This is a genomic window from Halomonas sp. PAMB 3264 (genome assembly GCF_031954245.1).
Classification (GTDB): Bacteria; Pseudomonadota; Gammaproteobacteria; order Pseudomonadales; family Halomonadaceae; genus Vreelandella.
In genome coordinates, this window is the sequence record NZ_CP134866.1 from 2986884 (window position 1) to 3000024 (window position 13141).

The following is a 13141-nucleotide window of genomic DNA, read 5'->3' on the forward strand; positions in this document are numbered from 1 at the left end:
TGTTGGCGGGACTTCTTTGTATACAAGGTAAACAGTTCGACGCCCGGTCGCAACGCGCTGGCAATCCAACAGCTTTCATTCGCCATGTTTCAACGCTTTCTCAAAGCGCTTATACCGTGCTGTGGGACGTTTGGGTCTTACACTATGGTTCAACGTTAAAAGGGTTGCGCCGTGATTTAAAGCGCCTTATTTTCGTATACAAGATGACTTTTAATCGTTTACCTGTGAGTCGCTCAACGTGCATATACGCATCATCAATCCCAACACGACCGCCTCGATGACCCAAGCCATTCATCGCGCCGCCGAGGCTCTGAAAAGCGAAGGCACGACGCTGAGCGCCACACAGCCCGAGGCCGGGCCGGTATCGATCGAAAGCCATTTCGACGAGGCGGTGAGCGCCGTGGGCGTGGCCGAGGAGGTGCTCAAGGGCGAGCGCGAAGGCGGGATCGATGCCTATATCGTGGCCTGCTTTGGCGACCCCGGGCTTCTGGCCGCCCGCGAGCTGACCCGCGCGCCGGTGATCGGCATCGCCGAGGCCGGGTTTCACCTGGCGACCCTGATCAGCACGCGCTTTTCGATCGTCACCACGCTGGGGCGCACCGGCATCATCGCCGAGCATCTTTTAGAGCAGTACGGTTTTAGCCACCACTGCCGGCGCATTCGCGCCGCGGAAATTCCGGTGCTCGATCTCGAACACGACCCGGACGCGGCCTTCAAGCGCATCGTCGCCGAGTGCTGCCGAGCTCGCGATGAGGACGGTATCGGCGCGATCGTACTGGGCTGCGGCGGCATGGCGAATTTGACCCAGGCGATCAGCCGCGAGGTGGGCCTTCCGGTCGTCGAAGGCGTCAGCGCCGCACTGAAGCTTGCCGAGTCGCTGGTGGGGCTTGGCCTTCATACCAGCAAGCACGGCGATCTGGACTACCCGCGCGCGAAAACTTTTACCGGCAGGTTCAGCAACTATTCGAACCTCGAGCTGCCGCCAGGCGCGTAGCGCTCATCACCAGGCAACCGTTAATTACGAAGCAGCGCCAAGCAGGCAGAATCGCTGATACAGCAGTACCGTTTGATCGATACAAGCAGCATCCATAACGACAATACGAACACCGTTAGCACGCCACGCCGCAAGCGTCGCCCGAGCCATCGGGCAAAACTATAACATCGAATATCTTGCGAGGACGGTACGATGAACACGTCTGGTTTGACCTCGGAAACATCCCACCCGCCGGCGGACGCCGCCCAAAAAGCGATGGGCGCCGAGAGCCTGGCGCCGCAGCAAACCCGCATCATGGGGCGCGGCTCCTACTTTCTGGCCTGGTTCGGTGGCTGCGTGTCGATTGGCACCTTCGCCATGGGGTCGAGCGTGGTGGGCACGCTCAACCTTTTACAGGCCACCCTTGCCATCGCCATCGGCTGCTTCGTCATCGGTGTGGCGCTGGCGATCAACGGCGCGGCCGGCTACAAGTACGGCATTCCCTTCATGGTGCAGGCGCGCTCCGCTTTCGGCTTCACCGGCACGCGCATTCCGGGCCTCGTTCGCGCGGTGCCTGCGGTGGTGTGGTACGGCTTTCAGAGCTGGATCGGCGCGGGGGCGCTGAACATGGTGTCAGCCACGCTGTTCGGCTTCGACAATCTGGTGTTTTTCTTCATCGCTTTCCAGCTTCTGCAGATCGCGCTGTCGGTGACCGGGTTTCAGGGCATCAAGTGGCTCGAGAACATCGGCAGCGCGTTTATCCTGTGCTCGCTGACCTACATGTTCTATGCCACGGTACAGCGCTACGGCGACGAGCTGTCGGCGAGTCTGTTCACCATGGAAGGCTCCTGGGGCATGCCGTTCTGGGGCGCGACGATGCTGTTTCTCGGCATCTACAGCACCATGATGCTCAACGTCAGCGACTATTCGCGCGAGCATGAAAAAGGCACCGGCGGCGGCCTGTTGACCACCATCTACGCCATGTCGATTCTGCCCTGCACGCTGTTCATGGGGCTGATTGGCTACATGGTGTCCGAGGCGACCGGCACCGCCGACCCCATCCAGGTATTCGCCAACGCCGTGGATAACACGCCGCTTCTGATGACCACGCTTTTGTTCATCGCCTTCGCTCAGGTGACCACCAACGTGCTCAACAACGTGGTGCCGCCGACCTACGTGCTGATGGACGTGTTCAAGATGCGCTTTCCGACGGCCTCCATTCTGGTCGGCCTGCTGGCCTTCGCCACCTTCCCCTGGAAGCTGGTGCAGCCGGAATCCGCCGCCGGGCTTCAGCTGTTCGTGCAAACCTACTCCGCCTTTCTTGGCCCGATCTTCGCGATTCTGGTGGTGGATTACTATCTGATTCGCCGGCGTACGCTGGATCTCGACAAGCTCTACGATCCGCAAGGCCCCTACAAAGGCGTCAACCTGGCCGCGGTGATCGCCATGGCGGTGGGCATCGTCGCCGCACTGATGTTCTCGGCGGTCTCCTGGTACGCAAGCCTGATTCCGGCGGGCGCGGTGTACTACCTGCTCATGGCGCGCTGGTCCGCCTGCCAACGCTTTACGCAATAACCGTTTGTTCCCCTGCCGCCCTCGGGCGGCCTTTTTATATCGCTTCAATCACAACGCCAAATACCCGCACAGGATGTCACCATGCATGAGCAACCGTCCCCGAGTGGACTCGATATCAAGCGTATCGACCCAAGCCTTTACAACGAAGACCTCGCCCCGTTAAAGCCCGAGGCGCGTAGCTGGGGCGCTTTTGAGATCTTCAACGTCTGGTCCAACGACATTCAGAGCCTGTTCGGCTACACCCTGGCCGCGTCGCTTTTTCTAACATATGGCCTGAACGGCTGGGCGGTGATGGCGGCGATCATTCTCGCCGGCGTGGTGGTGATGTTTCTGGTCAACCTGACCGGCAAGCCCAGCGTGAAATACGGCATTCCGTTTCCGGTCATGGTGCGGGCGAGCCTTGGGGTGCGCGGCGCCAACCTGCCCGCCATGCTGCGCGCCATCGTGGGTATATTCTGGTACGGCGTGCAGACCTACTTCGCTTCGACGGCGGTGGCGCTATTGATCACCGCCTTCATTGGTGAGCCGAGCGGCGCAAGCTTTTTGGGGCTCTCCCCGGTGGCCTGGGTGTCGTTCGTGATCGTGTGGGTGTTTCAGATCGCGATCTTCTGGCAGGGAATCGAGCGCATCAAGCACTTTTTGAACTGGGCGGGGCCGCTCGTTTACGTGGTCATGCTGGTGCTGATGGGCGTGGTCTGGTACCAGGCCGGCGATGAGCTTTTGCCTGCCATCGGCACCATTTTCAGCGGCAGCGGCGAGCCGGATGGTGGCGCCGTGGCGGCGTTTTTCGCCATTGTCGGCACCATGATCGCCTACTTCGCGGCGGTAGTGATCAACTTCGGTGACTTCACCCGCTTCGTGAAAACCGAGCGGCAGATGAAGCTTGGCAACCTGTTGGGCCTGCCGCTGAACGTGGCGTTTTTCTCCTTCATCGCGCTGATCATCACCGCCGGCACGCTGGTGCTGTTCGGCGAGGCGCTGACCAATCCGGCAGACATCGTCGAGCGGGTCGACTCGCTGCCGCTGACCATCGTCGCCGCGCTGACCTTCTTCGCCGCGACCGTCGGCATCAACCTGGTGGCCAACTTCATCCCGCCGGCGTACGACCTGGCGAACCTGTTCCCCAGCAGGATCAGCTTCAAGACCGGCGGTTTGATCACCGCGATCATCGCGTTTTTCGTCGGCGCGCTGTGGGTATCGGTGATCAGCCAGATCGGCGTGCCGGGCTTTGTGAACGCGCTTGGCGCGGTGGTGGCGCCCTTCTACGGGATCATCGTGGTGGATTACTACCTGATCAAGCGCCAGCACCTGAACATGGAGGAGCTCTTCTCTTCCGAGCGCAACAGCGCCTACTACTACACCAAAGGCTGGAACAAGCGCGCCCTGATCGCCTTCGTGGGGGCGGCGGCGTTCTCGCTTTCCACCGTGCTGGTACCCGCGCTTTCCGGGCTCGGTGGCTACGGCTGGCTGATTGGTGCCGGTTTGGGCGGGCTGATTTACTACGTGCTGATGCGCGAGTTTAAATCGACGCCGGCGGTGAGCCATCAGGGCAACTGAGGCGCTGGATGATAAGTATTAAAGCACCATTGATTCGGATCAGTGGCGCTTTTTTATAAAACGACTCGTCTACGACAACTCATTTTCTTATGGCCTCACTTCGGACTACGGCTTAAGAACATTACTTGAAAATGCTATCAAGGTCTCATAAATACGCTGTCATCGCATTAACAGGAGTTCTCCAAAAAGGAGGTCAGGGAGTCAGACCATCCAAGACAACGTGGAAGGTTACGACGCCCACGTGTCATCCAACTACCGATCGCCGTCTGATGCCATACACACTTGGGGATTGTTATGATGAGTATCTCGTGAGCTTAAATCTTCAAGGAAGCACTACAAATCTCATGAATCTCCACGACTATTTCTGATTGAAATAATTATCAACTCCGCCCCCCTTCCTCTGTTTTAAGGCGGCACATTATCGGCTTTCGTTTTGACATAAGCTCATTAGAGGTAAAATACTCCTTACTCTGTACATTATGCTTAAGCTCGATAGGATAAAAAGCATAATATCTGGTGGGTAAGGGTATCAGTCATTACGGTGCACCGGGCTCACAATTTCACGAATATGGTGCAAAAGTGGCAAAAATTGATCAACGAACACAGCGCTCCAAACAAAGCCGTCAGGAGACAATGAACAAAATTATTGACGCTGCAATTATTGAGTTCAGTCAGTACGGTTTTCAGGGTGTCTCTACACAGGCGATCGCTGCGCGCGCCAACCTCAAAAAGTCTCAGCTTCATTACTATATCGAAGACAAAGAAGCCCTTTATTCCAAAGTCCTTGGCAAGGTGCTTGATAGCTGGCGCACCATATTCAGTTTTGATGCTCATCCTGACATGAGTGCTCGGGATTCTATTTCAACCTTTGTGCGTCTTAAATTCAGGTTTGCGCTCGAGAACCCGGAGCTGTCGCGAATCTTTACCATGGAGATACTCAGTGGCGGTGAGCGCTTGGAAAAATATTGGCCGTACTCTATTGCCAATACACATTCCAAAGTGCTGCATATTCAGCGCTGGGTGAGCAATGGAGAAATGCGTACGCTGGATGGACGTTTACTCATCATGCATATATGGGCGCTTACCCAGTACTATTCTGATTACACCATGCAGGCTGAATTACTGATGGACTCGCCTTTATCAGACTCGGATACCTGCTCGAAAATAGAGCAGGAGCTGGTCACCTTTGTGCTAATGGGATGTGGCATACCTACATAATAGCTTTCTATAGCGAGTTCTTTTTTCAACCCAGCCGAACTGGCATGATTAATGCACATGGTTTGACCAAATGTACAATTTAAATGGTCAAACTATGCCTTCTTTAGATTTTGAACCACTGACGGTCATCAAGAGAGAATATTTAACTGCGGATATCTTGAGCCTCCATTTACAGCGCCCAAGCAAAAGTGCTTTACCTGCTTACAAAGCCGGTGCCCATATCTACATTCAAATCAGTGATCAGCTGTGCAGAGCCTACTCGTTATGCGGTGATCCGGCTCAACGTAGCCACTACGAAATCGCGGTTAAGCTGGACCCCTACGGTCAAGGTGGCTCCAAAGCACTTCACCAAATTGCCACGCCCAATGCCACGCTTCAGGTAAGCGCTCCCTACAATATGTTCGAGCTGGTTGATCATGCCCCTCACCACCTGCTAGTGGGTGGCGGTATTGGGTTAACACCGCTCATTGCAATGGCGTATCAATTGAGTCGAGAGGACACGCCATTTTCGTTTTACATTGCATCGTCAAACGAAATCGACATGCCTTTTCGACAATTACTTGACCAAAAAAGCTGGCCAGTTGAGCTTTGTACAAGCCCACGAAAACTTCTCGATGTCGCCTCACGTCTTAAAACGCTTCCCACCGGTACACACGTTTACTGCTGCGGCCCAACCGGACTTATCAATAGTGTGCGAGATCAGTGCAGTGACGTGCCTTTAGCACACTGGCATGAGGAACGATTTAACGCAGACGAGCCTGTTTCCACTACGGCTTATGAGCTTTACCTGAGTGAAAGTGATCGCTTATTGCACGTAAAGCCTGGGAGCTCTCTATTGTCAGCGGTAAGAGAGGCAGGAATTCATGTAGAGAGTGCCTGTGAACAAGGTATTTGCGGAAGCTGTGTCGTTCCCTGGTGTGACGGCGACCCCGTCCACGGCGATCAATGTCTGGATGACGAGGAGCGTGCGGAATATATCGCTCTGTGCTGCGGTAGCTGTCGCTCCGACCGTTTAACACTGGAACTTTGATGAATAGCCCACTAACGCTTATTACCGGCATGCGGTTACCACGATGGTATTTGCCGTCGAATTGGCCAGAAGTAGGTGGTCATCCACAACTGGGAACCGTAAACCTCGAGGGAGGAATGTTTGGTTTCCCTTGCCCCATGCAAACGAATGACGTTACTAAAACCGGAGCGCTGGACGTTGAAGGGCGACTGGTATTGCCGCCTCTCATCGATGCACACGTGCACCTTGATAAAACATACACTCGCAATCGGCTGGGCGATATTGATCCGGGTCTTTTGAGCGCGATATCGGCTATGCATGCCGACCGTAAAGCTCACTGGAGCTCTAAGGATCTGTTCGCGAGAAGCGAGAGAGCGTTAATGCAAGCCTATGATGCCGGCACCCGCCTCGTTCGCAGCCACGTGGACTGGATTGACGCGAACAGCATACCGTTGGCTTGGCCGCTACTGGCTGAACAAGCCGAGAATTGGAAGGAAAAAATTCGCTTACAACGTATTGCACTTGTGCCGCTTGATATCCTGTCGAACGAAGGAGATGCCACGCGGATTATTAAAGAAGTCTTCGTCAGCAAAGATGCGGCCATGGGAGCTTTCATCCACAGTAGCAACTTCGATGCCCAAGCCATTTACAATTTAGTGGAGCTTGCCGACACATGGGGAGTCGATCTCGATCTACATATAGATGAAGAGCTATCTGCAAATGCAAAAGGTCTCGAATGTTTGCTCGATGCGCTTGAAGCTCGTTCTCATACATTTAGTGGCCGTATCGTATGTGGCCATCTCTGTGCGCTTTCAAGCAAAGAGTATAAAGACTCATTAGCACTACTGGATCGCGCAGCTCATCATCCAATCACCATCATCGCGCTACCCACTAGTAATCTTTTCCTTCAAGACACGCATACCAGTCGTACGCCTCGCTTACGTGGCATTACGTTATTGAAAGAGGCCAGTGCGCGCGGCATTCCCTGCCTTCTTGCAAGCGACAATGTACAGGACGCTTTTTATCCATTAGGCAATTACGATCCTCTCGAAATGCTCCGCCTAAGTATTTTAGGCGCCCATTTAACCGATGTATTCGATAGCTGGTCTCAAGCTATTTGCTCTAGCTCGGCCATTGCAGGAAAGCTATCAACTAAAGAGATCGGCCCTGAACAGGAATGGCTGCTCTTTAATACAGAATCAATTTGGAGTTGGCCTAGTGACTTGAAGCGCACGAGATTACATGCCGGCATAAGTCCTTCAAAGAACGAACTTTTTTTTAATTAATATCAATGGAGCGCAGTGATGAGTCATCCGGACAAGGGAGCCCCTTTGGCGCGCTATGCCGCCAGTAAACGGGTGGGTGATTTTATTTTTTTATCCGGGATTATTGCGGTCGATCCTGCTCGACGGCTAATCGTCAATGGCTTTGATGATATACCCGATGAGGCAGCAAGAATACTTGGGCGTACGGGCGAGTTCTCGAGCGATCTTAAAAAAGGCCCGATTCTCTCTCAAAGCTGGTATGTACTTGATGCAATCCAACAAATCATTCAACGAGAGGGAGGACAAATGAGTGATGTTTTCAAACTCGTTCAGTACTTCCGCAATCTTGACCATTTTCCTTACTACAGCGAAGTACGTGGGCTCTTCTTTCCCGATGACCCCCCCATCTCAACCATTGTAGAAGTAAGCGCCATGTTACCTAGTGAACAGGTACTAATTGAAGTAGAAGCGACTGCCTACTTACCACTCAACGTAGCCAAGGATTAATCATGTTACATGGTTATACGCCCGCTCAGCGATTTCTTCCCTACTTGAGCTGGACCGATATCGCTGCTTTAGAAGATAAAGAAAATACCGTCATTGTTCTTCCCGTAGGCGCTATAGAGCAGCACGGTCCCCACATGCCTTGTGGAGTAGATGCCATAATTGCGGCCGGCGTAGTAGGTAAAGCGATGGAGAAGCTCTCCTCTAATGTGCCCGCCTATGCATTGGCGCCGATCACTTATGGCAAATCGGACGAGCATTTACATTTCCCAGGCACTATGACACTTACTGGCGAGCTGTTTCTCCATACGATTCAGGAAATTGGCGAGTCTGTTTATAGAGCAGGATTTCGTAAACTCATTTTAATCAATGCTCATGGTGGCCAACCACAGCCTCTTGAAATGGCCGCCAGGGAGCTGCGACTGCGCCATGGCGATTTCATGATAATTCCTCGCTCCGCCTGGAGCGTGGCTCATGATACGAGTTTCATGTCACAAGAAGAACGCCAATTAGCGATGCACGCAGGACACGGCGAAACGGCCATCATGATGCAGTTAGCGCCAGATACGCTGCATATGGAACGCGCTAAAGCTTGTATGCCAGATCCCTTCCCATGCCCAACCCTATCGAGCACTCGCCCTGCCGCCGCTTGGGTCGCTCGCGACTTTGGGCCAACCGGCGTTATCGGTGACCCGACCCACGCGACACAAGAACAAGGCGCCAAGCTGCTGGATGAACTCTCCTCCCAATGGGCACAAGCAATTACTGAAGTCCACAAGGTTCAGTGGCATGTGCGTCAAGCCTCCTCGTGGGGTCGAGGTCAGTACACAGGCGATGTTGAAGACCACGTTTAATCCATCAGTTATTCCACACCAGCACTGGAGAAAAGCATGAAAACAATACCCACAAAATATCGCTGGCTTAGCTGCTGCATCGCCGCTCCAGTCTTGACGATCAGCACTTATGCAAATGCTCAAAGCGACTCGCTGACACCTTTTACCTTTATTACCAATTGGTATGCGCAGGCTGAGCATGGCGGCTTTTATCAAGCAATGGCCGAAGGCCTTTATGCCGACAAAGGATTAGACGTTAATTTACGCATGGGAGGACCACAAGTTAACGCCGTTCAGCTATTAGGCGCAGGACGAGCCGAGTGCATAATACGTGATGATGTAGGAACGATGCTGGCCCGCAGCCAAGGTATTCCTATCACCATGGTGGCCAGCAGCTTTCAATTTGATCCTATTGTCATCATTACCCATAGCGATATCAATACGCTTTCTGATCTTAAAGGTCGAACAGTCCTGATATCCTCAAGCGCCCACTCGTCATGGTGGCCATGGGCAAAAAGTCAGTACGGTTTCACCGATGATATGAGCCGCCCTTATACCTTTAATATCCAGCCTTTCATGGCAGACACATCACTCGCTCAGCAAGGCTATATGAGCTCCGAACCCTTTGCCATGATGCAAGCGGATGCCGATTATAAAGTCTTCTCGCTAGGTCAGGAGGGTTACCCGCCTTATGGTAACTCCATCGCTTGTCACGACGATGTCATCAATGAACATCCTGAACAGGTATACGCATTCGTTGAGGCGACCATGCAGGGATGGAAAAGTTATCTATCAGATCCGGCCACTGGCAACAGGCTTATTCAAGCAGAGAACCCCAACATGAGTGATGAACAGCTGGCTTACGCTCTTAATCAGCTTCGTTCCAGCGGCATCTCGACCGGTGGCGATGCACAAACTGGTGGCATTGGCATTATTACCGACGACCGCATGCAGGCAACATGGCAAATGGCCGTTGATAACGAGCTCATCGACACTAATAACGTTTCACTACCTAAGGTTTATACCACTGAATTTATTACAAAAAACCCGGTGATGCCATGACGGCTATAGGCAGATTCAGCACAGCCTCAGCGCAAAAAGCTGTAGAGCTTTTATCCTGTGAAAAAATTTATTCCAACGGCACACGAGCGCTCATGCCTGTTGATCTGACCATACAGGAAGGAGAGTTTGTCACACTACTGGGACCTTCTGGCTGTGGTAAAAGCACGTTGCTTAAAATGGTTGCTGGGCTCACGGAGCCTTCAGACGGGCGTTTGCTGCTTTGGAATAAACCTCACAACCGACTTCATGAGAGTCAACGCTCTCTATCATTTGTATTTCAGGAAGCTTCGCTACTTCCTTGGCACAGCGTGCGTAAAAACGTAAGCCTGCCGTTGGAGCTTGAAGGATTTAGCCGCAAAGATATCCATGCAAGAGTCGATCAGGCACTTGAGCTGGTTGGCCTCACTCGCTTTGACGACGCCCTGCCTCGTGAACTCTCGGGCGGTATGCAGATGCGGGTATCTATTGCGCGAGGTCTGGTCGTCAAGCCAAACCTGCTATTGATGGACGAACCATTTGGCGCTCTAGACGAAATTACCCGCTTCAAGCTCGATGGCGATCTACTGGATCTTTGGCAAAAGAACAGCCTAAGCGTGCTGTTTGTCACGCACTCCATACATGAAGCTGTCTTTCTCTCAGAACGCATCATCGTAATGGCTGCACGTCCAGGCCGGGTTGTTGCGGATATTCATATCGATGAGCCCTTTCCCAGACACTCTGATTTTCGGATGAGCACTCGTTTTAGCGAATATGCCATGCAACTACACGAGCATTTGATTGCTGCGGCCAGTACGGAGGATGAGCATGAGTAGTACATTGCCATTATGGCGTCACGAAAGGTTCAGAAATATATGCATTCCCTCCGTTATCGCAGTTTTACTGCTGATAATTTGGCAGGCGGTAGTGGTGATGAGCGAAGTTCCTGAATACCTCTTCCCCTCTCCACTATCGGTGACTAAAACATTAATAGAGGATTGGCAACTTCTGGGTTCATCCTTAATGAACACGCTAAAAATCACGCTTATCTCGTTCTTGCTTGCGATCATTACAGGCGTTTTAGTCGCCTTTATGTTTGTGCAAAGCCGTATGATCGAAAGAGCTTTTTTTCCTTACGCAGTACTTTTACAGGTCACACCTGTTGTGGCCATTGCGCCCTTGATTATCATTTGGATTCAAAATACCACCCTGGCACTTGTTGTTTGTTCGTCTTTAGTAGCTTTATTCCCAATTATTTCAAATACGACATTGGGCCTTCGCAGTGTATCCCCCAATTTGTTGGCCTATTTCAGACTACGCCGCGCAAGCCGCTGGCAAACGCTCTGGCGGTTACGCGTTCCTTCTGCTCTTCCCTACTTTTTTGCCGCCCTTCGCATAGCAAGTGGTTTGGCGTTAATTGGAGCTGTGGTTGCTGAGTTTGTTGCGGGTACCGGTGGTGCCAATACTGGGCTCGCCTATCAGATTCTGCAGTCAGGTTATCAGCTTAATATTCCACGTATGTTTGCATCACTTGTGCTGATATCGCTGACGGGCGTCGTTTTATTTACCACCATGTCAGTACTTTCAAAGCTTGCAATCGGCCATTGGCACGAAAGCGAAGCGTAAAAACTTCCTTCCCAAGGTATGAACTAATGTTTTCTATAGACACGCTGCAATTACGACTACCCGACATCGAGTGGGTAACTTCTAAAATCCATATTAAGCGTTTATCCAAGGATTTTTACTGGTTCAGTCCTTTATTAACACCACTGTTAGCCAAAAAAAAAGCGGATATTATTGCTCGCCCTAAAAATGAAAGCGAATTAAAAGCGCTAATCAGCGTCTGCGTAGATTTAGATATTCCTTTAACCGTTCGAGGTGGTGGAACAGGTAACTATGGCCAAGCAGTACCGCTTTTAGGTGGTGTTGTTGTCGATATGATAGCTTTGAAAACATGCAAATGGATTAGCGATGGTGTCATTCAAGTACAAGCTGGAATGAGAATGGGTGAACTTGAAAACCTTACCCGTCAACATGGCTGGGAGCTTCGTTGCATGCCGTCTACCTACAAAGCAGCAAGCATAGGAGGGCTTTTTGCAGGTGGGTTTGGAGGGATAGGGTCGGTTAATTACGGCCCAGTCGCTACATCTGGTACCGTTCAAAGAGCTCGAATCTTAACCATCGAACAGTATCCCCGGGTAATAGATATTAGCGGTGATGAACTTTTAACTTATCATCATACTTATGGCACCAATGGTATTATCCTCGAGTTACAGCTCGTATTGACGCCGGCAAGGGACTGGAGCGAGTACCTGATGGAATTCGCCTCGCTTGAAAATGCTTATACATTTTGTCGTGCATTGCTAGACTCGGCAGGTATGGACAAGCGCGAGATATCGCTCTACGACGGTGTCGCTGCCTCTTATTTCAAGGACATACCCGTCCAAATAGCGCCTGAGCGTTTTTATGTCATTACCTTGATTGCCTCCAACTGCCGAGTACCTTTCATGGAGTTGAGCGCAAAGCACAGTGGCACCATCGCATGGCACCAAAGTTTCGACGAGGCCAATAAGTCGGGCCTAACGTTAATGGAGCATTGCTGGAATCACTCTACCTTACAAGCACTTAAGCACGATAAAAACTTCACTAACTTACAAACCAATTACGATGACACATGTGTATTGGAACAACTCAAGGAAGTTAAAAAAGAGACGAATAGTGAAGTATTAATTCATCTTGAATTCATCCGCAATGCTCAAAGCAAGATACTCATTACCGGGCTTCCGTTAGTAAAATACACCAGCGATCAACGCTTGCTAGATATCATCGAGATTCACCGAAGGCTAGGCATAAAGGTCAATAATAGTCATACATATTTTTTGGAAGATGGCAAGCACGGAGGAGCGTTGGATCAAGCGATTCTGGACAGTAAGTCATCCAACGATCCATATAATTTGCTCAACCCAGGTAAAATACGGATGCTTGATAACTAAATTCAAGATATCAGGTTTCGCGACTTCTTTTATTGACTACGTCAGCAAGACCAGATTAAAGCATCCATGAATTTCACGATTATTCAATAAAATTTTCCTTTCTCCGCCATCCAAAACGATGCTTTTATCGCTAGAAGGTGGCGGCTTATTACAGTCCTGTGCGCGTTCGAAGCTCT

Annotated in this window: 12 protein-coding genes; all 12 read left to right on the forward strand. The window is 51.7% G+C overall.

Features of this window, described 5'->3' with window-relative positions; all coding sequences use genetic code 11:
• The first annotated feature begins 238 nt into the window (after positions 1-238).
• The 12 genes from RN347_RS13495 to RN347_RS13550 all read left to right on the forward strand — a co-directional run bounded on the left by RN347_RS13495 (position 239) and on the right by RN347_RS13550 (position 12965).
• The gene (locus RN347_RS13495; RefSeq protein ID WP_311958569.1) at positions 239-994 is read left to right on the forward strand and encodes an aspartate/glutamate racemase family protein; all 756 of its coding nucleotides are present in this window, start codon (positions 239-241) and stop codon (positions 992-994) included.
• A gap of 192 nt (positions 995-1186) precedes the next feature.
• Positions 1187-2548, forward strand: coding sequence for an NCS1 family transporter (locus RN347_RS13500; RefSeq protein ID WP_263586267.1), 1362 nt, complete (start codon positions 1187-1189; stop codon positions 2546-2548).
• 81 nt (positions 2549-2629) lie between these two features.
• Positions 2630-4105, forward strand: a complete 1476-nt coding sequence (locus RN347_RS13505) for an NCS1 family nucleobase:cation symporter-1 (RefSeq protein ID WP_311958570.1) — start codon at positions 2630-2632, stop codon at positions 4103-4105.
• Between the two features lie 516 nt (positions 4106-4621).
• On the forward strand, positions 4622-5323 hold the full coding sequence (locus RN347_RS13510; RefSeq protein WP_311958571.1) for a TetR family transcriptional regulator C-terminal domain-containing protein: 702 nt from the start codon (positions 4622-4624) through the stop codon (positions 5321-5323).
• Positions 5324-5393: 70 nt separating this feature from the next.
• Entirely contained in the window at positions 5394-6353 is a 960-nt protein-coding gene (locus RN347_RS13515) for a PDR/VanB family oxidoreductase (RefSeq protein ID WP_311958572.1), read from the forward strand.
• Complete coding sequence (locus RN347_RS13520) at positions 6353-7618, forward strand: amidohydrolase family protein (RefSeq protein ID WP_311958573.1); 1266 nt, start codon at positions 6353-6355, stop codon at positions 7616-7618. Before RN347_RS13515 ends, RN347_RS13520 begins: the two co-directional genes overlap by 1 nt.
• 18 nt (positions 7619-7636) lie before the next feature.
• Positions 7637-8104, forward strand: a complete 468-nt coding sequence (locus RN347_RS13525) for a RidA family protein (RefSeq protein WP_311958574.1) — start codon at positions 7637-7639, stop codon at positions 8102-8104.
• A 2-nt stretch (positions 8105-8106) separates the two neighbouring features.
• Positions 8107-8955: a creatininase family protein gene (locus RN347_RS13530; protein WP_311958575.1), complete on the forward strand. Its 849-nt coding sequence runs from the start codon at positions 8107-8109 to the stop codon at positions 8953-8955.
• Between the two features lie 36 nt (positions 8956-8991).
• Positions 8992-9996: an ABC transporter substrate-binding protein gene (locus RN347_RS13535; RefSeq protein ID WP_311958576.1), complete on the forward strand. Its 1005-nt coding sequence runs from the start codon at positions 8992-8994 to the stop codon at positions 9994-9996.
• A 92-nt stretch (positions 9997-10088) separates the two neighbouring features.
• Positions 10089-10808 (forward strand): ABC transporter ATP-binding protein, encoded by a 720-nt coding sequence (locus tag RN347_RS13540; protein WP_311958577.1) that lies wholly within the window; start codon positions 10089-10091, stop codon positions 10806-10808.
• A complete protein-coding gene (locus RN347_RS13545) occupies positions 10801-11598 on the forward strand; it encodes an ABC transporter permease (protein WP_311958578.1) in 798 nt (265 codons plus the stop codon). The genes RN347_RS13540 and RN347_RS13545 overlap by 8 nt, the downstream gene beginning before the upstream one ends.
• Before the next feature lie 26 nt (positions 11599-11624).
• On the forward strand, positions 11625-12965 hold the full coding sequence (locus RN347_RS13550; RefSeq protein ID WP_311958579.1) for an FAD-binding oxidoreductase: 1341 nt from the start codon (positions 11625-11627) through the stop codon (positions 12963-12965).
• Positions 12966-13141: the final 176 nt, after the last annotated feature.